Genomic DNA, 22,003 nt, shown 5'->3' on the forward strand with positions numbered 1-22,003 from the left:
GCCTCCATGCCTGCAAGGACGAGAGCAGAATGCTTCCGTGGTACCACCTTGTTTTACCGGTCCCTTGCGGGGCGCGGCCTCGATGCTGCGGCAGAAATCTTTCTGCGTACAGCCGGACGCTGTAACGGGCGCACCCGTCGCAGGCTTGGTGCTCTTGCTCCTCGCCCGCGCAGCTCCGAGACCATTTTCAGCTCCCTGTTCCCCGCCTGCTTCCACCGTCCAGGCTCTCTGGAAGGGGTCAATGCGAGAGCTTACTCTTCTCTTCACAGCCAATTTTGTGATATTGTTTTTATTGTATCCACCGCAGGACAATTTGTCAACAGGCAAAGTGAATCTTTTTTTGCTTGTGCAGTGCGGGCCTTCGTGGTAAAGTATTAGGGTGAACAAGGGGCCCCGCCCCCATAACAGGAGGAGCGTATGGCGGAGAACATCCAGCTTTACCCCGACGGCGAGGAACGCCGCCGTATTATGGATTTCATCATGGCAGCAGGGCAGACCCTGCTGGAAAACGGAGCCGAGGTGTTCCGGGCGGAGCAGACCATGCAGATCATGGCCCGCAGCCTGCACCTGCGGGAATTTCACGTATATGTGCTGACCAACGGCATTTTTGCCAGCGCCGGCACCGCTGAAATCAGCGAAGTGCGGAACGTGCCGGTGCGCACGATCCATCTGGGCCGTGTGGCGGCGGTGAACGAGCTGTCGCGGGAAATCGCGGCGGGCCAGGTGAACCTGGAACAGGCCGAGCTGCAGCTGGTGGCCGCCCGGCGGATTCCCTTTCCCGGGGGACTGGCCCAGGTGCTGAGCGGGGCCATCGGGTCGGCGGCCTTCGCCATGATGTTTGGGGGCGGCATTTGGGAGGCGGTGGCCGCCGCGGCCGCCGGAGGCACCGTCAACCTGTATCTGTGGCTGTGCCGGCGTCTGCCTGCCCTGATTCAGAAAATCACCGGCGCGGCCCTCATCACCCTGGTGTGCATCCTGGTGTGCGGGGCCCTGGGGGCCAGCGTCAACCACGCCGTCATCGGCGCGCTGATGATCCTGACCCCCGGCGTGGCCTTTACCATGTCCATCCGGGATTTTGTGAAAGGGGACTATCTGTCCGGCACCATCCGGCTGATTGATGCGATCCTGGTGGCCGCCTGCCTGGCCTGCGGCACCGGTCTTGTGCTGCGGGCCCATACCCTTCTGACGGGGGTGACGGTGGCATGACGAGCGCACAAATCTTTGAGCTGCTGCGGCAGTTTATCTTTGGCGGGGTGGGCACCCTCTGCTTCGGAGTGCTGTTCGGCATTCCCCGCAAGTGCTACCTGGCCTGCGCCACCACCGGCGCCGTGGGCTGGCTCGCTTATGAGCTGGCGGTGATGCTGGGGGTGGGCGCTGTCACCGCCAACCTGCTGGCCGCAATCCCGCTGACGTTGCTGGCCCGCATTTTTGCGGTAACCCTCAAGGCCCCAGTGACGGTCTTTCTCCTGAGCGGCATTTTCCCCCTGGTGCCCGGCGCCGGCATCTACTATACCGCCTATTATTTTATCCAGAATGATAACGTCCAGATGGCTGCCAGCGCCGCCGATACCGTCAAAATCGCGGCGGCCCTGGCTATCAGTATCTCGCTGGTGCTGGGCCTGCCTTTCCCCAAATCCAAACAGTATAAGCAAGCCACCCAGCCCTCCGCTGAAGATAAAAAGCAAAAATAATTTTATAAAAATATTTTTACCATTCCGTGCCAAACGCCTGTGAAAACAGGCGCTTTTTTGTTTTTATCGGCTTTGCGGGCTCTGGACAGAGAGCGGCTTTTCATTCCGAAAGCGCATATCCATTCGGAAGAGGTCGGGAAAAGAAACGTGAAACATCAGGTAAAACCGGAAAGACATCCCCGGCCAATCCAGAGAAATTTCCTCCACCCCTCCCACCCTCAAAATGCCTTGTATCCAAGACGGACCTTTCCCAACTATATAAAATAAAGCAAAAATGGAAAAATTTGAAATCGGGTCTTGACACCGGGGGGGGTATGGTATTATAGGCACACAAAGGAAAGGACCTTCCTTTGAACCTGTTTTGGGTCTCTATCTTTTTACACCATTAAGGAGGAAAAATTCATTATGAAACTCAAGAAGATTGTTTCTCTGGCACTGGCCGGCATCCTGGCCGTCAGCATGCTGACCGCTTGTGGCGACAAGGGCAGCTCTTCTAGCGAGGGCGAGACCGAAGTGGTTGCCACTGGTTACTCTGCTATGCTGGCTAAAGAGCTGAAGGATACTGCTGCCAAGAGCTATGTTACCTTCCAGGATAATGCTGAGGATGAGGCTGCTCTGAAGAAGATGCTGGGTGGCTATCCCAACAAAGAGCTTATTGCTGGCGGTCAGGGTGCTGGTCTGGGGTATTTTATTCAGAAGAGCACTTTGAGTGCTGTCAAAGACCTTGAGGATTACGCCAAGCTCGATGGTTATGTCGATAGCCTTACTTTTGACGCTAAAAAGGAAATGCTTGGCACCTGGAAGATTGGCCAGCTTTATATCGCAGACGGCACCGTCGATATGAACAGTGTTATCAAAAATGTTGCTTCTAAGATCGGTGACAGTAATCTGAAGACCCAGCTGGTTGAAAAGGGCACCGACGCAAACCAGGTTATCAGCGCTAAGTACAGCTACGTTGTCTCTGCTAGCGTTGTGAACGTGAAGGGCACCGAGGACCTGCAGAAGAATCAGTCCACCACTTACGTTCTGGTTACCATCACCCGCACTGGCGTGGCTGATTGATTTTTCGTTTACTTATGACAGCCCCGGCAGCACCATGGCCGGGAGCTGATATAAGGGGCCTTTGAACAAGAGACCGTTCAAAGGTTCGGGTAAATAACCCATCCGATGTGGCGACAAAGGGGAATAATTAACCACTATTCCTTCTGTTGTTGATCGCACCAAAACAAAAGAACTTTTGCGTCACGAAAGATAGGGTCCCTCTGCGAGGGCTGGCTCTTACGAGCTGGCCCTCGCATTGTTTGTTTTAAGGGAAATGCTTGGAATCGAGAATGTACCCTATGTCCAGAGCCCCGCCGGGGCGGCGGCGCAGCCGCGGGGGAAGAGAAAATCCCCGTTTCCCTTTGCGGGAACGAGGATTTGTGATCTTATAGGAGCTTTTCAGTGCGTTAGAAAATGGAGTTGTGCCGGACCTTGTATCGTACTCGGCCGCAGGCCGGGAGCCTCATAAAGAGGCTGGAACTTTGCCGCCGGCTGGGCCTTGTGAGGATTACAGCAGTCGGCGGTACCAGATGAAGCCCTCTTGCGCTTAACCAATTTTCTCTGCGGGCATGAATGCCCTTGTGAAAATTGGAGCGCTGCGCCAGCGGCGGCTCCCTGTTTCATCCACTGGATGCGGTCGCCGCCGCTGCCAAGCTTTTTCTCGAAAAAGCGGGAAAAAGCGGGAGGTTAACGGCGTTTTTTGGAGGTGGATTTTTTGCGGACCGAGTAGCCGAAGGTTCCCAGACGGCGGCCCAGGGCGTGGTATTCGCCGTGGCTGTAGGCAATGAGCCGGGCTTTGTCCAGATGGAGCTTGCCCTCGCTGTCCAGAAGATCCTCGTCCACACAACAGCCGACCACTTCGGCCAGGAACATGTCGTGGCTGCCCAGGGGAATGACCTGGGTGACCCGGCACTCCAGATTGACCGGGCTCTCCTCCAGAATGGGACAGTCAGGCAGGGCGGAGCCCGGCGCGGCATGAAGCCCCATGGCCTGGAACTTGTCCACGTCCCGGCCGCTCTTGACTCCGCACCAGTCCACCGCCCGGACCAGGGCCTCGGTGGGGAGATTGATGGCAAACTTTCCGCTCTCTTTGATCAGATTGTAGCTGTAGCGCTCGGGCCGGATGCTGATGGACACCATGGAAGGCTTGGTGCAGATGGTGCCGGCCCAGCCGATGGTGATGAGGTTGGGCTTTTCCAGACTGCCGCAGGAGACAAGGACCGGCGGCACCGGGCTCAAAAGGGTGGAACCTCTCCAGTTCTGTTTGCTCATCCGTGATACTTCCTTTCGTAGGGCTCCCAGGTCCGCTCGCTGATGATGTAGCGGGGCCGGGCTTTGGTTTCCATATAAATCTTGCCGATGTATTCCCCGATGACGCCCAGACAGATCAGCTGAATGCCGCCCATCAGACAGACAATGCAGACGGTGCTGGCCCAGCCTGCCACGGTGCTGCCCATCAGCCCCATCACCACGGCCCAGATCACCCCGATGAAGCTGACAATGCTGAACAGCATTCCCGCGCCGGTGATCAGCCGGATGGGCTTGTTGGACAGGCTGGTGATGCCGTCAAAGGCAAGACTCAGCATTTTGGACAGGGGATAGTGGCTTTCGCCCGCCAGACGCTCGTGGCGCTCGTAGGCCACGGTGGTGCTGGGAAAGCCCACCAGAGGCACCATGCCCCGCAGGAAAATATTCACCTCGTGGTAGTCGGCAAAGCTCTCCAGCACCCGGGCGCTGATGAGCCGATAGTCGGCATGGTTAAAGACAATGTCCGCCCCCAGCAGGTTCATCAGGTGATAGAACCCCTCAGCGGTGAACCGCTTGAAAAAGGTGTCGGTGTCCCGGCGGCTCCGCACGCCGTACACCACCTCGGCCCCGTCCAGGTACTGTTGCACCATCTCGTCCATGGCGTTGATGTCGTCCTGGCCGTCGCAGTCGATGGAAATGGTGATGTCGCACTTGTCCCGGGCCTCCATCAGGCCCGCCAGGACCGCGTTCTGATGGCCCCGGTTGCGGCTCTGGCTGATGCCGATGAAATGCTCGTCCTGCCGGGCAAACTGGCAGATCAGCTCCCAGGTGCGGTCCCGGGACCCGTCGTTCACAAAACAGACCCGGCTGCGGTCGCTGATGAGGCCCGCCCCGGCCAGGTCCAGCACCTTCTGCAAAAACTGGGGCGCCGTGATGGGCAGCACTTCTTCTTCGTTGTAGCAGGGGATGATGATCCAGAGAATCGGTTTTCCGCTCATGATGAGAAGCTCCTTTGGCGTTTTATTGGGACAGCCTGCGCAGGGCGTCGGGGTCCCGCAATTTAAAGCTGCTGCGGTAGGTGTCCAGCAGACCCTCCCGCTGCATCCGGCCCAGCTCCCGGCTGAGGGCGCTGCGGTCACAGTTGAGATAATCGGCCAGCTGGGCCCGGGTAAAGGGAATGCGGAAGGTCAGCTGCCCGGCCCGGTCGGCCTCGCTGAGCAGATAGGCGGACACCTTGGCCCGCAGACTGCGCAGAAGCAGCAGATCCACCCGCCGCGCCAGCAGAAAATATTTGTCGCTGATGGTGCGCACCAGATTTTGAAGCACCTGCTGCCCGGCGGCGGTGCCGTCGGGGCAGAGAAGCCGCTCGTAGGGGATCAGCAGGACTTCGCAGGGGGTGACGGCGGTGACGGTCACCGGGCTGTACAGGCTGGAGCCCCCCAGCACGTCTCCGAAGATGCCTCCGGGCCCCATCCGGGTGATGGGCAGGGGGCTGCCGTCGGGAGCCCGGCGGACCGCCTCGATCCGGCCCGACAGGATGACCCCCACGCTGTGGCTGGGAGCTCCTGCCTGAACCAGTGCCGCGCCCCGGTTGTAGCTGCGGCGGGCGGCGCCGATCCGGGCCAGAAGGCCGGTCAGATCCTCCTCGCTCAGACCGCTGAACAGGGCGGTGGATTGTAAGAGTGTAACGTCGTTTTGCATGAATTGTTTCCGATGGCGCGGCTGGCCCGGGCGGGCTAGAGCGCCGGCAATGATGGTGTGTTCCAGGGGCCTGCGGATCGGAGAGGGTGCGGGGCAGCCGGGCCCCGCCGCCGGGACCGGCAGGCGTTCTGTTGCATATGCAACGGTATTTTCCTTTTCATTATAGTAGAATGATGCCTGCAAAGCAAATGGTTTTGTGCAATTTTTGGAAATTGTAAAAATTGGAAAGTGAGAAGGAACGAAACAATGAAGAAATGGATTTCTCTGCTGCTCTCGGCAGCCATGCTTTTGTCCCTGGCAGCCTGCGGGAGCTCGGCCTCCGGCAGCACGGCGGCTTCCAGCGAAGCAGCCTCCAGCCAGGCGGCCTCCAGTGAGGCCGCATCTTCGGCCGCATCCTCGGAAGAGGCCGCCGAACCCCTGTCCACCACCGACCCTGTTCGGATTGCCGGCCTGAAGGGCCCCACCACCATGGGCCTGGTCAACCTGCTGCCCATGCAGGAGGAGGGCACCGCATCCCTCAGCTATGACCTGCAGCTCTATGGCGCTGCCGACGAGATTGTCCCCCTGCTGACCAAGGGCGAGCTGGACATGGCCGCGATTCCGGCCAACCTGGCCGCCACCCTCTACCAGAAAACCCAGGGCGGCATCCAGGTGATGGCCGTCAACACCCTGGGCGTCCTGTATGTGGTGGAGAAGGGTGACACCGTCCAGTCGGTGGCCGACCTGAAGGGCCGCACCATCCTGTCCACCGGCAAGGGCACCACCCCCGAGTACGTCCTGCGCTACATTCTGGAGCAGAACGGCATTGATCCCGACCAGGATGTGACCATTGAGTTCTACAGCGAGGCCACCGAGGTCACCGCCCAGATGGCGGTGGCAGAGGACGCCATCGCGGTGCTGCCCCAGCCCTATGTGACCTCCGCCTCCATGCAGGATGACACCCTGCGGGTGGCTCTGGATCTGACCGAGGAGTGGGACAAGATCTGCGACACCCAGCTGATCACCGGCGTGACGGTGGTCCGCACCGAGTACGCCCAGGAGCACCCCGACGTGGTGGCCGCTTTCCTGGAGGACTACACCGCCAGCGTGGACGCCGCCAACAATGACCTGGACGGCACCGCTGCCCTCTGCGAGGAGCAGGGCGTGGTGGCCAAGGCAGCCATCGCCAAGGCAGCTCTGCCCAACTGCAACATCGTCTGCACCACCGGCGAGGATATGAAGGCCGACGTGGCAGGTTATCTGCAGGTTCTGTATGATGCCGACCCCGCCGCTGTGGGCGGCTCGATGCCGGACGACGGCTTCTACTGGCTGGGCGAATGAGAAGGCCCCGGCCCGCTCAAAAATCACCCGAAAACGGAAAAGGGGCGCCCCTTGCGGGGCGTCCCTTTTTGGTTTATACTTTTCTGGAACAAAGCAAAAGGAGGTGTGCTGTGAAATCCAAGAAAAAGTCCTGGCCCGCCCGTCTGGCGGCGGTGGCGTTCTGGCTGGCCCTGTGGCAATGGGCCGCCGTGGCCGTGGGTCAGGAGGTGTTTCTGGTGTCCCCCATCCGGGCGGCCGGGACCCTGCTGCAGCTGCTGCCCACCGGGGATTTCTGGGCCCGGGTGGCCTTTTCCAGCGGGCGGATTCTGCTGGGGTTTGGCCTGGGCGCGCTGTGCAGCGTGGCTCTGGCGGTGGGGGCACGGCTGTCCCGGACGGTGGAGCTGCTGCTGGACCCGGTGATGCAGCTGGTGAAGGCCACGCCGGTGGCCAGCTTTGTGATTCTGGCCCTGGTATGGGTCCGCGGGAAGGATTTGAGCATCCTCATCAGCTTCCTGATGGCGGTGCCGGTGCTGTACAGCGCCGTCCGCACCGGCATCCAGAGCACCGATGTCCAGCTGCTGGAAATGGCCAGGGTGTTCCGCCTGCCGGCGGGACGGCGTCTGCGGGCCATCTGGCTGCCGGCAGTGCTGCCGGCCTTCCGGGAGGGGTGCCGCACCGCCCTGGGTCTGTGCTGGAAGAGCGGCGTGGCCGCCGAGGTCATCGGCCTGCCCGACGGAAGCATCGGCGACGCCCTCTACCGGGCCAAAATCACCCTCTCAACCGGGGACCTGTTTGCCTGGACCTTTGTCATCATCTGCCTGTCCGCCCTGTTTGAGAGGGCCTTTCTGGCCCTGCTGGGGCTGGCGGTGCGGCGAGTCTGCGGGGAGGGAGAGCCATGACGCTGCAAGTGGAACATCTGACCAAGCGCTTTGGGGAACACCTGCTGTTTGAGGATTTAACCTTCTCGGCGGCGGCCCCGGCGGTGCTGTGGGCTCCCAGCGGCTGGGGCAAGACCACCCTGCTGCGGATTCTGCTGGGCCTGGACAAACCCGACAGCGGTTCGGTCGCCGGAGTGGGCCGGGCGGCGGCGGTCTTTCAGGAGGACCGGCTTTGTCCCCAGCTGTCGGCGGTGGACAATGTGCTGCTGGTCCTGCCCGACGGCAAAGCCTGCCGCTCCGCGGTGGAGGAAGACTTTGCCCTGCTGGGCATGACCGGCGAGGCCCTGACCCTGCCGGCGGCCCGGCTGTCGGGCGGACAGAAGCGGCGGGCCGCCCTGCTGCGGGCGGTGTGGGCCAAAGCCGACACCCGCCTGCTGGACGAGCCCTTCACCGGTCTGGACCCTGTGTCCATGGAAAAAGCGGCGGCTCTGCTGAACCGCCGCTGTGCCGGAGGGCCTGTGCTGCTGGCCACCCATGACCGGGCCGCCATTGAGGCCCTGGGCTGGCCGGTGCTCCGGCTGGATGAACTGAAAGGGGGGACCGGCCGTCCCCTGCCTTAAATCAGTTCCTCCAAAATGCTGTTCTGTACGATCATCCCCAGAGGGGTGAGGGCGATGTGGTCCGAGGTCAGGGTCAGGTAACCGGCCCGGGCGCAGTGCTCCAGAAAGGCCTGCTGGTGGGCGGTAAATTCCGCCCCGCCCCGGCGGCGGTATTCGGCCAGATCCAGCCCGTCGGCCAGCCGCAGCTGGAGGATCAGGTAGTCCTCAGCCCCGCAGACCCCGTCGGGCACCGGGTCGGACCCGGCGATGAAAGCGGCGGTGTCGGGGGGATAATAAAACCGCTGGTTTCCCATGCAGCTGTGGGCGGCAGGGCCCAGACCCAGATAGTCCCCGCAGTCCCAGTAGATGCGGTTGTGCTGTCCTTCAAAGCCGGGCCGGGCAAAGCTGGAAATCTCATACTGCCGGTAGCCGGCCCGGGCCAGCTGTTCCACCGCGTAGAGGTAAAAGTCGGCGGCCTGGTCGGGGGCGGGCAGACCCTCGGGGGGACGGCGGCCAAAGGCCGACCCCGGCTCGATCTTGAGCAGGTAGGCGGAGATGTGCTGTGCGCCGCCTTCCTGGATCAGGGCCAGCGTCTGGTCGAACTCAGCCCGGGTGTAGTGGGGCAGGGCCAGCATGATATCGCCGCTGATGTTGGCAAAACCGGCCTGCCGGGCGGCGGCAAAGGCGGCCCGGGCCTGGGCGGCATTGTGGGGCCGGCCCAGGGTCCGCAGCTGGGTGTCGCTGGCCGACTGAACCCCCAGCGACAGCCGGTTGACGCCGGCCTCCCGGAAGCCCCGGAGCTGTTCTTCATCCACGGTTTCGGGGTTGGCTTCCAGGGTGATTTCGGCCCCCGGCCGGGGCGCTGCCGCCTGAATCAGGCGCCGGGCCTGAGCCGGGGTGAGGAGGCTGGGGGTACCGCCTCCAAAGTAGACGGTATCCGGCGCACCGGGCAGAGGATGCCGGCGCAATTCCCGCAGCAGGGCGTCCATGTAGGCGTCGGGGACGCCCCGCTGGCCCCCGGCGGCGTAGAAATCACAGTACCGGCAGCGGGAAAAACAATAGGGAATATGGTAGTACAATCCGAAAGACAAAATCAGTCACAGCCTTTTCATGAAACGTTCATTTCTCTATAGTATACTGTAACCATCAGAGCGGGGCAAGAGCCCATGACACCCCCGCCCGTGGAAAAAGGAGTGTCTTATATGAATTATTACAACAACGATTACGACCGCGGCTACACCGAAGCTACGATGTCCGCTGCCGATTATATGGCCCGGACCTACCGCTGGATGGCCTGCGGCCTGGTGGTAACCTTTGCGGTGGCGTTCCTGACGGTCACGACGCCTCTGTTTTATCTGGTGAACTCGCTGTATCTGGTGCTGACCATTGCCGAGCTGGCTCTGGTGTTTACCCTGAGCGCACGGCTGCAGCGGATGTCGGTGGGCGCCGCCCGGGGCGTGTTCCTGGCTTATTCGGCCCTCAACGGCATGGTCTTGAGCTATTATTTCCTGCTGTTCTCGGTGAACACCCTGGTGATGGCCTTCCTGAGTACCGCCATTTATTTTGGGCTCATGGCGTTCTATGGCCACACCACCAACAAGGATCTGACCAGCTGGGGGCCCAAGCTGATGATGGGTCTGATGGCCATGATGGTTACCGGTCTGGTGGGCACCCTGTTCGGATTCGGCATTGGCGCATCCCTGCTGTACAGCGGCATCGGCCTGGTGGTCTTTATGCTGCTGACCGCCTACGACACCCAGAAGCTGCATCAGATGTATGCCTACTATGCAGCCGACAGCGAACTGGCTGAGAAGGCCAGCGTCTACGGCGCTCTGACCCTGTATCTGGACTTCATCAACATCTTCCTGTTTGTCCTGCGTCTGCTGGGCATGGGCAACCGCAGCCGCGACTAACTTACTTTTTCGGAGAAAAAGTAAGCAAAAAGCTTTTCACTGTGTACCATTCAGTTTCCGGGTCTCCAGCAGTTCCGCGGGGCCTGCACGCTCCGGCTCGCTCGTTACGTTTGCGCCTGCGGCGCGGTACGATGCAGACGAAACCGGTTGACGGGCTCCACTGCGCAGGCGCTTGGATGCCAACTGAATGAAACACAGTACAGCGGTATCTCTCATAACAAAAATACTCCCTCATCCGCAAAGCCTGCCTGGGCTGAACGGATGAGGGAGTTTTTCTTTTGCCAAAAAGAGGCGGAAAAGATGGCCGGGACGGCGAAAAGAACACGCATTACAAGTGACTGAATGACTTTCAAATTCAAAAACAGGCAGCAAAAAATCCCCGCCCCGGAAAGGAGCGGAGATTCTGATTTTTATGGAACTTTTCTTGGGTGCTGAAATGGTCGCCCTCAACATATTGCCTAAGATCAGGCCGCAGATAGCTGTTCCAAAGGTGCCCAGAGCGCCTAACAAACCGGTGCACTGGAACTGTACAGGACAGTCAAAATCAGGTCATGCTGGAGTCTGCATCGTACCCGGGCACAGCCCGGACGTAACATGAGCGCGGCACAGTTTGCAACCCTCTGTCACTTTATAAAGAGTGGCTAGAGTGGATGGTACCCAGTGAGTCCTCTTGCGCTTAGCCGTTTTTTGCGGCGCGCCACGGCGGGGCGCTTGCAAAAAACGGAGCGCGGCGCCAACGGCGGCTCCCTGTTTCGTCCACTGGACGCGGTCGCCGCCGTTGCCTTTGCCTACTTTTCTTCCAGAAAAGTAGGTTACAGGCAGAAGTAGCGCTTGGCGTTGTCGAAGCAGATGCCGCGGACGATCTTCTCCAGAGACTTCTCGTCGTTGGGATACTCGCCGTCCTCAACCCACTGGCCGATCAGGTTGCACATGATGCGGCGGAAGTAGTCGTGACGGGTGTAGCTCAGGAAGCTGCGGCTGTCGGTCAGCATGCCGACGAAGTTGCCCAGCAGGCCCAGGTTGGCCAGGGACTTCATCTGGTTCTCCATGCCCACCTTCTGGTCGCAGAACCACCAGGCGGAACCGGCCTGAATCTTGCCGGGGATCTCGTCGTCCTGGAAGCAGCCCAGAATGGTGCCGATCTGCTCGTTGTCCACCGGGTTCAGGCTGTAGATGATGGTCTTGGGGCACTCGGCGGTGTCGGTCAGAGCGCTCAGCAGAGCAGCAATGTTGCCGCCGCAGGTGTTCTGGTTGATCATGTCAAAGCCGGTGTCGGGTCCCAGCAGGGCGTTCATCTTGCGGTTGACGCCGCGCAGGCAGGAGTAGTGCAGCTGCATCACCACGTTGTGCTTGTGGTAGAGCTTGCCCATGTGGATCAGCAGGGCGGTCTGGTACTTCTCGGCCTCCTCCACGGTGACGGCTTCGCCGGCCATGGCTTTCTTGTAGATGGCGTCCACTTCCTCGATGGAAGCCTCACGGTAAGGCACGTAGTCCAGGCCGTGGTCCGCTGCGCGGCAGCCCATCTTGACGAAGAACTCCAGCCGCTCGGTCAGAGCGTCCATGACGCAGTGGATGCAGGCCAGCTTCTCCTTGCCGACGCTGGCAGCCAGCTTGCCCATGTACTCCACAAAGCCGGGCTTGTTGATGTTGACGGCCTTGTCGGGACGGAAGGAGGGAGCCACGGTGAACTTGATGGTGGGATCGTTCTTGATCTTCTCGTGCCACTCCAGGCTGTCGATGGGATCGTCGGTGGTGCCGATGAAGGCTACGTTGGACTGCTCGATCAGGCCGCGGACGGTCAGCTTGGGATCGTTCTGCAGCTTCTCGTTGCACAGGTTCCAGACTTCCTCGGCGGTGTCGCCGTTCAGGACGCCCTCATAGCCGAAGTATTTCCGCAGCTCCAGGTTGGTCCAGTGATACATGGGGTTGCCGATGGCCATGGGCAGGGCCTCGGCGAACTTCTGGAAGCGCTCACGGTCCGACTTGGAACCGGTAATGTACTCCTCGGGCACGCCGTTGGAACGCATCACGCGCCACTTGTAGTGGTCGCCGGCCAGGCTGCCGTCGGGCTGCCGGCCGCCCAGCCAAACCTGGGTGATGTTCTCAAACTTGCGGTTCTCATAAATTTCCCGGGGGGAAATGTGGCAGTGATAGTCGCAGATGGGCATATCCGCCGCATAGGTGTGGTACAGGTGCTGTGCGGTGGGAGACTGAAGCATGAAGTCTTTATCCATAAATGCTTTCATGGTTTTATTACTCCTTTTTTCGCTAGGTTCCAGCGTGTTCAATGGATCGTCTGCGCCAGGGCAGAGTTTCACTTAGTTATAGTATACCTTAAATGGGGCATTGTATACAACTGAAAAACTGCTGAATTTTGATAGAATTCCTTGTGTAAACCGCTGGAATTTGTGGATGGGGCCTGTTTTGGCCGGAAAACCCAAAAGAAACACTTGACTTCTTTGTATACAAGATCTTAAAATAGAAGAAGAAATCCGGCGGGAGCGGTCCTGCCGGCGCTGGAAGAGTGAACGTGTAAAGGAGAGCATGAGATGGAAACTTTGAATTATAAGGTTCTGGCCCAGACTGGCTACAATGGGTACATCCTGAAGGATGCCCCCATCAAGGTGATGCAGTTCGGCGAGGGCAATTTCCTGCGGGCTTTTGTGGATTATTTCTTTGACGTGGCCAACGAGAAGGCCGGCTGGAACGGCAAGGTGAGCCTGGTGCAGCCCATCGGCAACTTCCCCCAGATGGCTGACTGGATCAACGAGCAGGAGGGCCTGTACACCCTGTACCTGCGCGGCAGCGAGAAGGGCCAGAAGGTGGACGACAAGCGGGTGATTTCCTGCGTGGCCAACTGCGTGTGCCCCTACAGCGAGGGCAAGTGGGCCGAGGTTCTGGCTCTGGCCGCCAGCCCCGATCTGGAGATCATTGCATCCAACACCACCGAGGCCGGCATCGCCTACACCAAGGGCGACAGCGAGTTTGACCAGGTGCCTCCCAACAGCTTCCCCGCCAAGCTGACCCGCGTGCTGTACGAGCGCTACAAGGCCTTTAACGGCGCCGCCGACAAGGGCCTGATCATCCTCTCCTGCGAGCTGATCGACAACAACGGCAAGGAGCTGCAGAAGTGCTGCAACAACTACGCCGCCGACTGGGGCCTGGATCAGGCCTTCATCGACTGGATGAACACCGCCAACACCTTCTGCTCCACCCTGGTGGACCGCATCGTCCCGGGCCGCATCCGCGATCCCCAGGAGATGGCTGCCATCGAGGAGGCCAACGGCTACCACGATCAGGTTCTGGACGTGGGCGAAGTGTTCGGCGTCTGGGTCATCGAGGGTCCGGCCTGGCTGGAGGACAAGCTCCCGTTCAAGAAGGCCGGCGTCAACGTCATGGTGGTGCCTGACGTCACCCCCTACAAGAAGCGCAAGGTCCGCATCCTGAACGGCGCCCACACCGGCTTTGTTCTGGGCGCATACCTGGCCGGCTACGACATCGTCCGCGACTGCATGCACAACGACACCATCCGCGAGTTCATGAACAAGATGCTGTATGAGGAAGTCATCCCCACTCTGCCTCTGGACAAGGACGACCTGATGGCCTTTGCCGCCGCCGTGCAGGACCGCTTCAACAACCCCTTCATCAACCACGAGCTGATGAGCATCTCCCTGAACTCCACCTCCAAGTGGAAGGCCCGCAACATGCCTTCCTTCCTGGAGTACATCAAGGAGAAGAACGAGCTGCCCAAGTGCCTGACCATGAGCCTGGCCGCTTACATTGCCTTCTACTCCAGCGACATTCAGGAGCGCACCGCCGACGGCCTGATCTGCAAGCGCCCTGCCGGCAACACCTACAAGATCCAGGATGACGCCTGGGCTCTGGACTTCTACTACGCACACAAGGACGACTCCGCCGCCGATCTGGTCCATGCTGTTCTGACCAACACCCAGATGTGGGATCAGGACCTGACCGCTATCCCCGGCGTGGAGGCCGCTGTCCTGGCCGATCTGGAACTGATCCGCAGCCAGGGCGCCGAGGCCGCTTACAAGAGCTGCCTGTAAGACCCGATTCAGGGTGTCTGTGACAGACCCGACGCCTCTCCTGTGAGGCGCGCCGGCACACCCGACCCATCCGCCGGCGGGGGAATGCCCCGCCGGCTTTTTTGATAAGACAAGGAGAACTGCAACTATGGCGCAGGTTATTCATATCAGCCCCATCGACAACGTGGTGGTGGCGCTGCACCCCATCGCCAAGGGCCAGCTGGTGGAGACCGACGGCCTGTCGGTGACTGCCCTGGAAGATATCCCGCAGGGCCACAAGATGGCCGTCAAGCCCATCCGGGCAGGGGAGGACGTCATCAAGTACGGTTTCCCCATCGGCCACGCCACCGAGGACGCCCAGCCCGGCCGCTGGATGCACACCCATAACGTCAAGACCAACCTGTCGGGCGAGGTGGAGTACAGCTACAACCCCGCCTGCGACCTGGCCCCGCTGCCCCATGTGGAGCCCGAAACCTTTATGGGTTTCCGCCGGAAGGACGGCCGCGCCGCCATCCGCAATGAAATCTGGATCATCCCGGTGGTGGGCTGCGTCAACGAGAACGCCAAGAAGATGGTGCAGGACAACCAGGATCTGGTCACCGGCAGCATCGAGGGCCTGTACACCTTCCCGCATCCCTTCGGCTGCAGCCAGACCGGTCACGACCACGCCCAGACCCGCAAGCTGCTGGCCGCTCTGGTGCGCCATCCCAACGCCGCCGGCGTGCTGGTGCTGCACCTGGGCTGTGAGAACATTCAGCCCGACCAGTTCAAGGCTGAGCTGGGCGAGTATGACCCCGACCGCGTCAAGTTCTTGGTCTGCCAGGACGTGGAGGACGAGTTCGCCGCCGCCCGCAAGCTGCTGGAAGAGCTGGCCGACTACGCCCGCCAGTTTGAGCGCCAGCCCATCCCGGTGTCGGAGCTGGTGGTGGGCATGAAGTGCGGCGGCTCGGACGGCCTGTCCGGCATCACCGCCAACCCCACCATCGGCCGGTTCTCGGATATGCTGGGCCAGCGGGGCGGTTCCACCGTCCTGACCGAGGTGCCCGAGATGTTCGGCGCTGAGGGCTTCCTGATGAACCGCTGCATCAACCGCGACGTCTTTGTCAAGGCCGAGCAGATGCTCAACGGCTTCAAGAATTATTTCATCAGCCACAACGAGGTGGTCTACGACAACCCCTCTCCGGGCAACAAGCAGGGCGGCATCACCACCCTGGAGGACAAGAGCTGCGGCTGTGTCCAGAAGGGCGGCACCGCCCCCATTATGGACGTCATCGGCTACGGCGACCCCGTGGTCACCAAGGGCCTGAACATGCTGTACGGCCCCGGCAATGACCTGGTGTCGGCCACCGCCATGACCGCCGCCGGCGCACATATGATTCTGTTCTCCACCGGCCGCGGCACTCCCTTCTCGGCGCCGGCTCCTACCCTGAAGCTGTCCACCAACACCCCGTTGGCGGAGAAAAAGCCGGGCTGGATCGATTTCAACGCCGGCGTCATCGCCGACGGCAAAAAGACCATCGACGAGACCGCCCAGGACCTGCTGCAGCTGGTGATTGATACCGCCAGCGGCAAGCAGACCAAGGCCGAAATCAACGGATTCCGGGATATCTCCATCTTCAAGGACGGCGTCGTCCTGTAAAAGCACAGAAAAGGGCCATGCTGAAAAAATCGGCATGGCCCTTTGGCGCAAAATCTGGTACAATAAAGGCAACACAGACCGGCGGGCAGAACGCCCGCAGCACTTGACAGGAGGTATATGCTATGAATCAGATTACCACCCGCTACATCACCGAAGGGGACGCCTGCTACGAGCAGTATGTCATCACCGATTCGGCTGCCAAGACCGAGCTGGTCATCACCCCGGAGCGGGGCGGCATGATCACCGGGTTCTCCCTGGAGGGGGACGAATACATCTGGATTCGCCGGCCCAATCTCAGCGAGTGCAACCGGCCCCGTTTTGCGGTGCCCATCCTGTTCCCCAGCTGCTCCAACCCGGACAACGGCGTCCACATTTTTGACGGCAAGGCCTATCCCATGGAGACCCACGGCCTGGCCGACCTGTGCCCCTGGCAGGTGGACAGCGTAGGCCCCGACGGCGTCACCCTGATGCTGCAGTCCAGCCCGCTGACCAAGTTCCTGTATCCCTTTGACTTCACCCTGATGGTGACCTACAATCTGGACGGCAACACCGCTTCCATCGATCTGACCGTCATCAACGACGGCGAGCAGCCCATGCCTTTCAGCTTTGGCTATCATCCCTATTTTGTGGCCAGCGCTCTGGAAAACGTGGACTTTGACATCCGCTGCGCCACCTGTTCCGAGGATGCCAAGGGCGAGCAGCCCGCCGCACCCGAGAAGATCACCCTGACCCGGAAGCCCGGCGCCGACAACAGCATCCGGCTGCTGACCGGCGTGGAGTTCCCCATGTCCTTCACCGACAAGGGCAACGGACACAAGGTGACGGTGGATGCCGACGAGAGCTTTACCAACGGCGTGCTGTGGCAGCAGGATGCCGAGAACTTTGTCTGCATGGAGCCCTGGAACGGCTGGGCCAACAGCGTCAACGAGGAGGGCAAGCACGAAGTGCTGGAGCCCGACGAGGCCATGACCAGCACCTGGACCATCACCATCGAAAAAGTCTAACTTCCCGCTTTTTCGAGAAAAAGCGGGGCAAAAAGCTTCACCTGGTACCGCAAACTGCTGTAGTCCTCACAAGGTCCAGCCGGCGGCAAGGTTTCAGCCGCTTTAGAAGGTTCCCGGCCTGCGGCCCGCTTCGATTGCAGGCGGGTTCGAAATCTGGCTTGATGGGCTGCGGTTTGAACGTTCCCGAACGGTGGCCCGGTACGAAGCAAACACGCTTTCATACTGTTTTGAATGGTGCCTGACGGCGTATCGGTGGGGCTTTCCTGATGATGCGTTCAGCAAATCCACAGAATACGACAACCCCCGCCCCATGTAAGGCGAGGGTTGTTGTTTTATACAGGGGAACAGTCGGATAAAGTAAAATCGGATGATACCGGAATGCAGCATGGTGCAAAGGCTGAAGCCCGGCGCTCTGCCAACAGGAGAGAGAAAAAATCCTTTGGCCGGACTGTGCCAACATACACCCATACACCAAAGCCCTGGAAATAACCTGCAAATAAAAAATCCCTGCCCCCAAACAGGAGCAGGGATTTGGTGTTTATGGCGCTTTTCTGTGCACCGGAACCGTGGACCTGGACGCTAAAATTGCGTTCTGGTCGCACGAGGCCGTGAAAACCAGTCTATGACAAGGTTTGCATCGTACCCGGGCGCAGCCCGAACTTGACGTGAGCGCAGCATAGTTTGCAGCCCTCACAACCGCTCTAAAGAGCGGCCAGGGTGAATGTACTCAGCAAAAGATAAATCAGGTTATACTGGACTTTGCATCGTACCGGGCCGCAGGCCCAAACGCCGGGAGCGAGCCAAAGCGTAAAGGCCCTGCGGAACCTTTGGAGACCCGGAAACTGTATGGTACACAGTAAAAGTCTTTTGCTTACTTTTCTTCCAGAAAAGTAAGTTAGCCGGGCTGACGGCCGAGGTAGGCGAGGATGCCGCCGTCGGCGTAGAGGATCTGGCCGTTGACGAAGTCGGAGGCGTGGGAGGCCAGGAATACACAGGGACCTACCATGTCCTCGGCTTCGCCCCAGCGTCCGGCCGGGGTCTTGGACAGGATGAACTGGTCAAAGGGATGACGGCTGCCGTCCGGCTGACGCTCGCGCAGGGGCGCGGTCTGGGGAGTGGCAATGTAGCCGGGTCCCATGCCGTTGCACTGGATGTTGTACTCGCCAAACTCCGAGGCAATGTTCTTGGTCAGCATCTTCAGACCGCCCTTGGCTGCCGCATAACCCGACACCGTCTCACGGCCCAGCTCGCTCATCATGGAGCAGATGTTGATGATCTTGCCGGCACGCTTTTCGATCATGTCCGGCAGCACCGCCTTGGAACAGTTGAAGGCGCCCACCACATGGACATTCAGCACCTTCTGGAAATCCTCGGTGCTGGTCTCCAGCATGGGCTTGCGCTGGATGATGCCGGCGTTGTTCACCAGAATGTCCACCGGGCCCACATCCTGCTTGATCTGGGCTACCATGGCCTGGACGGCCTCCCAGTCGGTGACGTCCGCAACATAGCCGTGGGCGTCGATGCCGGCCTCTTTGTAGGCCGCCATGCCCTTTTCATAGCTGGACTGGGACGAGCAGTTGAAGCAGACCGTGGCCCCGCAGCGGGCCATCCCTTCGGCGATCGAAAAGCCGATGCCATGGGCGCCGCCCGTGATCAGCGCCACTTTGCCGCTCAGGTCAAATGCAGAAAGTTCCATGGGGAAAAGCTCCTTTCTTTCCAGAGGTGTGTTGTATCCTCCGATGTATACTAGGCAAAAATTTAACAAGAAAGACCCCGTACCCGGCGTGCACCGGATACGGGGCCTTGTGGCATAACGTTACAAGCCCGGTCTGCCCGGAGCTGGCAGTTTAGCGCAGGTCGGTGGTGGCGATGTTGTCCATGTCGTCAAACTCCATGTTCTCGCCGCCCATCGCCCAGATGAAGGTGTAGTTGGAGGTGCCCACGCCGCTGTGGATGCTCCACGACGGGCTGATGACCGCATCCTCATTGTGCATGACGATGTGGCGAGTCTGGGTGGGCTCACCGCACATGTGGAAGACCACCTGTCCCTCGGGCAGCTCGAAATAGGTGTAGATCTCCATCCGGCGCTCGTGGGTGTGGCTGGGCATGGTGTTCCAGTTGGACCCCGGCTCAAGCTCGGTCATGCCCATGCTGAGCTGGCAGGTCTTGAGGACGTCGGGGTGGATGAACTGGTTGATGGTCCGCTTGTTGCAGGTCTCCACGCTGCCCAGAGGCCGATGGTTGGCATCGGCCATCTTGATCAGGCGGGTCTCATAGGCACAGTGGGCCGGGGCCGACACCATATAGAACTTGGCGGGGCAGGAGGGATCAGCCGAAGCAAAGGTGACCTCCTTGGTGCCCTGGGTGATATACAGGCAGTCCTTGTAGCCCAGCTCGTACCGGACGCCGTCGGCGACGACGATGCCGGTGGAACCCTTGCCGATGTTGAACATGCCGATCTCGCGCCGCTCCAGGAAATAGTGGGTGCCGAAGTTGGCCCAGATGTCGATGCCCTTGTCGATGGACACCACTTCATGAACCGGCATGCAGCCCAGGGTGACCATGCGGTCCACATGGCTGTAGACGGCCACCACTTCATCGGCCTTGTACAGGCCGGTGATGAGCATTTCGTCCCGCATTTCCTCGGTGGTGTAGCGCTTGAAATCTTTCTGGTTGCAGGAATAACGGATATCCATGTGACAGCCTCCCGTGCAGCCGCTTTTTAGCGCTGGATACGGCCCGAGCCGTCGCCGCCGGCCAGCTTCTCCACCTCGGAGACGGTGACCATGTTGTAGTCGCCCTCGATGGAGTGCTTCAGAGCGGAAGCAGCCACGGCGAACTCAACAGCGTCCTGGGTGCTCTTGCCGTTCAGCAGGGCGTAGATCAGGCCGCCGCCGAAGGAGTCGCCGCCGCCGACGCGGTCGATGATGCGCAGCTCGTACTTCTTGGAGAAGCAGTACTCGTTGGAAGCAGCGTCGTACAGCATGGCGCTCCAGCCGTTGTCGGAAGCGCTGTGGCTCTCACGCAGGGTGATGGCGACCTTCTCGAAGTGGAACTTGTCGGCCAGCTGCTTGGCAACGCTCTTGTAGCCCTCGTGGTTCAGGGTGCCGCCGTAGATGTCGGTAGCCTCAGCCTCGATGCCGAAGACGTCCTTTGCGTCCTCCTCGTTGGAGATGCAGACGTCCACGTACTGGCACAGGTCGGTCATGGCAGCGCGGGCCTGCTCACGGGTCCACAGCTTGCCGCGGTAGTTCAGGTCGCAGCTGATCTTGACGCCGGCAGCCTTGGCAGCCTTGCAGGCCTGACGGCAGATCTCGACGACGTTCTCGCCCAGAGCCGGGGTGATGCCGGTGAAGTGGAACCAATCCACGCCCTGGAAGATCTTCTCCCAGTCGAAGTCGGAGGGCTGAGCCAGCTGGATTGCGCTGTTGGCGCGGTCGTAGATGCAGACCGAGCCGCGCTGGGAAGCGCCCTTCTCGTTGTAGTAGATGCCCACACGGTCGCCGCCGCGGACGATCATGCTGGTGTCAACGCCGTAACGGCGCAGGCTGTTGACGGCGCACTGGCCGATGGCGTGTGCGGGCAGCTTGGTGACGAAAGCGGCGTCCACGCCGTAGTTGGCCAGCGAGACGGCAACGTTTGCCTCACCGCCGCCGAACGTGAACTCCAGGTTGCTGGCCTGGACAAAGCGCTCGTAGTTGAACGGCTGCAGACGGACCATCAGTTCGCCAAAGGTAACAACTTTCATTGTGATATTCTCCTTCAATGTTATGATTCAGTGTGGGTAGACTTCAAACAACCCGCCGCAGGGCGGATGTCCCGCGGCGGGGTATGGCATGGAAAAAATGGATCAGGCCTTGACCAGGTGGATGGCGAAGCCGCCGATCTCGTCTGCCATGTAGCAGGACATGGTCTTGCCGTCCTTGACGCCCTTGGACTCCAGGTCAAACTTGACGCCGCGGCGGCTCAGGTGATAGATGGCGCGGTCGACGTTGTTGCAGCCGATGGCGATGTGGCCGTTCTTGCCGCGGCCGGGCTTCTTCATGATCTCGAACTCCTTGTTGCCCACGAAGATGCTGGAGTTGCCCGGGGTGACCTTCATGTTCAGCAGGGAAGCCAGAGCGTTGGCGGTAGCCTTGGCCTCGTCCTCGTTCTCGGTGTTGATGCCGATGTGGACCAGACGCAGGCCCAGCATGGTGTCAACGGCCTCCTTGCACATAGCGGTGATCTTGTCCCAATCCTTGGCCTTGATCACGTCGTTCTTGCACATCCAGGTGCCGCCCACGGCGATGATCTGATCGTAGTTCAGATAATCGTTGACGTTCTTGGCGTTGACGCCGCCGGTGCACATCCACTTGGCGCTCTTGAGGGCTGCGCCGATGTTCTTCAGCATGGCGACGCCGCCGTTGGCCTCAGCGGGGAAGAACTTGATGGCCTCGCAGCCCAGGTTCATGGCCTGCTGCATCTCGCCGGCGGTGGAGGTGCCGGGCATAGCCACACAGCCGCGCTCGATGACGTGCTTGGTGACAGCGGGATCAAAGCCGGGGGCAACCACGAAGGAAGCGCCGGCGTCGATGGCGCGGTCAGCCTGATCGATGGTCAGGACGGTGCCGGCGCCCAGCAGCATCTCGGGCATCTCCTTGTGGATCAGCTTGATGCACTCCTCAGCGCAGGCGGTGCGGAAGGTAACTTCAGCTGCGGGCAGGCCGCCGTCGGCCAGGGCCTTGCACAGAGGCAGGGCTTCGTCCACGCTGTTGAAGGCGATAACGGGCACAATGCCGATTTCGTAAATTTTCTCAGCAATAGGATTCATAAACGCATTCTCCTTTACTTTCAGGCTTTGCGCAGTATGACCATGGCCACAGACAAGGCTTGTCCAGGCACACTGTTGTATAATACTAGTATAAACCAAGCGGGGCCGTTTGGTAATACTCACAAAGCACAATG

19 protein-coding genes and 1 other annotated feature are annotated in these 22,003 nt (G+C 60.3%); of the genes, 10 read left to right on the forward strand and 9 right to left on the reverse strand.

All coding sequences use genetic code 11. From position 1 onward, the window contains the following. Positions 1–11 precede the first annotated feature (11 nt). Positions 12–276, reverse strand: a binding site (T-box leader). Positions 277–417: 141 nt separating this feature from the next. The 3 genes from B5E67_RS04255 (at position 418) to B5E67_RS15690 (ending at position 2,753) form a co-directional block, all read left to right on the forward strand. Continuing rightward, positions 418–1,206, forward strand: coding sequence for a threonine/serine exporter family protein (locus tag B5E67_RS04255; RefSeq protein ID WP_087363968.1), 789 nt, complete (start codon positions 418–420; stop codon positions 1,204–1,206). After that, positions 1,203–1,691 carry a threonine/serine exporter family protein gene (locus B5E67_RS04260; RefSeq protein ID WP_087383140.1) on the forward strand — a complete coding sequence of 163 codons (489 nt, stop codon included), beginning with the start codon at positions 1,203–1,205 and terminating at the stop codon, positions 1,689–1,691. Before B5E67_RS04255 ends, B5E67_RS04260 begins: the two co-directional genes overlap by 4 nt. Before the next feature lie 405 nt (positions 1,692–2,096). After that, positions 2,097–2,753 carry a hypothetical protein gene (locus tag B5E67_RS15690; protein WP_087383143.1) on the forward strand — a complete coding sequence of 219 codons (657 nt, stop codon included), beginning with the start codon at positions 2,097–2,099 and terminating at the stop codon, positions 2,751–2,753. A 666-nt stretch (positions 2,754–3,419) separates the two neighbouring features. On the opposite strand, the gene B5E67_RS04270 is transcribed toward B5E67_RS15690, so the two are convergent. The 3 genes from B5E67_RS04270 to B5E67_RS04280 are packed head-to-tail and all read right to left on the reverse strand — an operon-like array spanning position 3,420 to position 5,681. Next, positions 3,420–4,004 (reverse strand): flavin reductase family protein, encoded by a 585-nt coding sequence (locus B5E67_RS04270; RefSeq protein ID WP_087246689.1) that lies wholly within the window; start codon positions 4,002–4,004, stop codon positions 3,420–3,422. Continuing rightward, the gene (locus B5E67_RS04275; RefSeq protein ID WP_087383146.1) at positions 4,001–4,978 is read right to left on the reverse strand and encodes a glycosyltransferase family 2 protein; all 978 of its coding nucleotides are present in this window, start codon (positions 4,976–4,978) and stop codon (positions 4,001–4,003) included. The genes B5E67_RS04270 and B5E67_RS04275 overlap by 4 nt, the downstream gene beginning before the upstream one ends. Positions 4,979–5,000: 22 nt before the next feature. Continuing rightward, entirely contained in the window at positions 5,001–5,681 is a 681-nt protein-coding gene (locus B5E67_RS04280; RefSeq protein WP_087383149.1) for a Crp/Fnr family transcriptional regulator, read from the reverse strand. 246 nt (positions 5,682–5,927) lie between these two features. Between B5E67_RS04280 and B5E67_RS04285 the strand changes: the two genes are divergently transcribed. The 3 genes from B5E67_RS04285 (at position 5,928) to B5E67_RS04295 (ending at position 8,478) form a co-directional block, all read left to right on the forward strand. Next, positions 5,928–7,001, forward strand: coding sequence for an MqnA/MqnD/SBP family protein (locus B5E67_RS04285; protein ID WP_087383152.1), 1,074 nt, complete (start codon positions 5,928–5,930; stop codon positions 6,999–7,001). A 110-nt stretch (positions 7,002–7,111) separates the two neighbouring features. Further along, the gene (locus tag B5E67_RS04290) at positions 7,112–7,879 is read left to right on the forward strand and encodes an ABC transporter permease subunit (RefSeq protein WP_242956766.1); all 768 of its coding nucleotides are present in this window, start codon (positions 7,112–7,114) and stop codon (positions 7,877–7,879) included. Beyond that, entirely contained in the window at positions 7,876–8,478 is a 603-nt protein-coding gene (locus B5E67_RS04295; RefSeq protein ID WP_087383157.1) for an ATP-binding cassette domain-containing protein, read from the forward strand. Before B5E67_RS04290 ends, B5E67_RS04295 begins: the two co-directional genes overlap by 4 nt. Here the strand turns inward: B5E67_RS04295 and hemW are convergent. Then, the gene (hemW, locus tag B5E67_RS04300) at positions 8,475–9,548 is read right to left on the reverse strand and encodes a radical SAM family heme chaperone HemW (RefSeq protein ID WP_087383159.1); all 1,074 of its coding nucleotides are present in this window, start codon (positions 9,546–9,548) and stop codon (positions 8,475–8,477) included. The genes B5E67_RS04295 and hemW overlap by 4 nt on opposite strands. Positions 9,549–9,659: 111 nt before the next feature. On the opposite strand from hemW, the gene B5E67_RS04305 reads away from it, so the two are divergent. After that, on the forward strand, positions 9,660–10,370 hold the full coding sequence (locus B5E67_RS04305; RefSeq protein ID WP_087246683.1) for a Bax inhibitor-1/YccA family protein: 711 nt from the start codon (positions 9,660–9,662) through the stop codon (positions 10,368–10,370). A gap of 812 nt (positions 10,371–11,182) precedes the next feature. Here the strand turns inward: B5E67_RS04305 and uxaC are convergent. Beyond that, positions 11,183–12,616: a glucuronate isomerase gene (gene uxaC / locus B5E67_RS04310; protein WP_087246682.1), complete on the reverse strand. Its 1,434-nt coding sequence runs from the start codon at positions 12,614–12,616 to the stop codon at positions 11,183–11,185. Positions 12,617–12,919: 303 nt separating this feature from the next. Here uxaC and B5E67_RS04315 point away from each other — a divergent pair, with 303 nt between their 5' ends. From B5E67_RS04315 to B5E67_RS04325, 3 genes are all read left to right on the forward strand, one after another. After that, positions 12,920–14,434, forward strand: a complete 1,515-nt coding sequence (locus B5E67_RS04315; protein WP_087368233.1) for a tagaturonate reductase — start codon at positions 12,920–12,922, stop codon at positions 14,432–14,434. A 127-nt stretch (positions 14,435–14,561) separates the two neighbouring features. Further along, the gene (locus tag B5E67_RS04320; RefSeq protein WP_087383162.1) at positions 14,562–16,052 is read left to right on the forward strand and encodes an altronate dehydratase family protein; all 1,491 of its coding nucleotides are present in this window, start codon (positions 14,562–14,564) and stop codon (positions 16,050–16,052) included. Positions 16,053–16,174: 122 nt separating this feature from the next. Then, complete coding sequence (locus B5E67_RS04325; protein WP_087383165.1) at positions 16,175–17,056, forward strand: aldose epimerase; 882 nt, start codon at positions 16,175–16,177, stop codon at positions 17,054–17,056. 895 nt (positions 17,057–17,951) lie between these two features. Here B5E67_RS04325 and B5E67_RS04330 read toward each other — a convergent pair. The 4 genes from B5E67_RS04330 to eda form a co-directional block, all read right to left on the reverse strand. After that, positions 17,952–18,752, reverse strand: coding sequence for a gluconate 5-dehydrogenase (locus B5E67_RS04330; protein WP_087246677.1), 801 nt, complete (start codon positions 18,750–18,752; stop codon positions 17,952–17,954). A 151-nt stretch (positions 18,753–18,903) separates the two neighbouring features. Then, positions 18,904–19,752: a 5-dehydro-4-deoxy-D-glucuronate isomerase gene (kduI, locus tag B5E67_RS04335; protein ID WP_087246676.1), complete on the reverse strand. Its 849-nt coding sequence runs from the start codon at positions 19,750–19,752 to the stop codon at positions 18,904–18,906. Between the two features lie 26 nt (positions 19,753–19,778). Further along, positions 19,779–20,804 carry a sugar kinase gene (locus B5E67_RS04340; RefSeq protein WP_087246675.1) on the reverse strand — a complete coding sequence of 342 codons (1,026 nt, stop codon included), beginning with the start codon at positions 20,802–20,804 and terminating at the stop codon, positions 19,779–19,781. 102 nt (positions 20,805–20,906) lie between these two features. Next, positions 20,907–21,869, reverse strand: a complete 963-nt coding sequence (eda, locus tag B5E67_RS04345; RefSeq protein ID WP_087246674.1) for a bifunctional 4-hydroxy-2-oxoglutarate aldolase/2-dehydro-3-deoxy-phosphogluconate aldolase — start codon at positions 21,867–21,869, stop codon at positions 20,907–20,909. Between the last annotated feature and the right edge of the window lie 134 nt (positions 21,870–22,003).

This window comes from Faecalibacterium sp. An122 (genome assembly GCF_002160895.1).
Taxonomy (GTDB): domain Bacteria; phylum Bacillota; class Clostridia; order Oscillospirales; family Ruminococcaceae; genus Faecalibacterium.

Coding starts and splice junctions, on each gene's coding strand:
- B5E67_RS04285 (WP_087383152.1), top strand. CDS start 5,928: ATGAAGAAATGGATTTCTCTGCTGCTCTCGGCAGCCATGCTTTTGTCC.
- B5E67_RS04325 (WP_087383165.1), top strand. CDS start 16,175: ATGAATCAGATTACCACCCGCTACATCACCGAAGGGGACGCCTGCTAC.
- eda (WP_087246674.1), bottom strand. CDS start 21,869: ATGAATCCTATTGCTGAGAAAATTTACGAAATCGGCATTGTGCCCGTT.
- kduI (WP_087246676.1), bottom strand. CDS start 19,752: ATGGATATCCGTTATTCCTGCAACCAGAAAGATTTCAAGCGCTACACC.
- B5E67_RS04280 (WP_087383149.1), bottom strand. CDS start 5,681: ATGCAAAACGACGTTACACTCTTACAATCCACCGCCCTGTTCAGCGGT.
- B5E67_RS04255 (WP_087363968.1), top strand. CDS start 418: ATGGCGGAGAACATCCAGCTTTACCCCGACGGCGAGGAACGCCGCCGT.
- B5E67_RS04330 (WP_087246677.1), bottom strand. CDS start 18,752: ATGGAACTTTCTGCATTTGACCTGAGCGGCAAAGTGGCGCTGATCACG.
- B5E67_RS04320 (WP_087383162.1), top strand. CDS start 14,562: ATGGCGCAGGTTATTCATATCAGCCCCATCGACAACGTGGTGGTGGCG.
- B5E67_RS04295 (WP_087383157.1), top strand. CDS start 7,876: ATGACGCTGCAAGTGGAACATCTGACCAAGCGCTTTGGGGAACACCTG.
- uxaC (WP_087246682.1), bottom strand. CDS start 12,616: ATGAAAGCATTTATGGATAAAGACTTCATGCTTCAGTCTCCCACCGCA.
- B5E67_RS04315 (WP_087368233.1), top strand. CDS start 12,920: ATGGAAACTTTGAATTATAAGGTTCTGGCCCAGACTGGCTACAATGGG.
- B5E67_RS04340 (WP_087246675.1), bottom strand. CDS start 20,804: ATGAAAGTTGTTACCTTTGGCGAACTGATGGTCCGTCTGCAGCCGTTC.
- B5E67_RS04260 (WP_087383140.1), top strand. CDS start 1,203: ATGACGAGCGCACAAATCTTTGAGCTGCTGCGGCAGTTTATCTTTGGC.
- B5E67_RS04305 (WP_087246683.1), top strand. CDS start 9,660: ATGAATTATTACAACAACGATTACGACCGCGGCTACACCGAAGCTACG.
- B5E67_RS04275 (WP_087383146.1), bottom strand. CDS start 4,978: ATGAGCGGAAAACCGATTCTCTGGATCATCATCCCCTGCTACAACGAA.
- B5E67_RS04270 (WP_087246689.1), bottom strand. CDS start 4,004: ATGAGCAAACAGAACTGGAGAGGTTCCACCCTTTTGAGCCCGGTGCCG.
- B5E67_RS15690 (WP_087383143.1), top strand. CDS start 2,097: ATGAAACTCAAGAAGATTGTTTCTCTGGCACTGGCCGGCATCCTGGCC.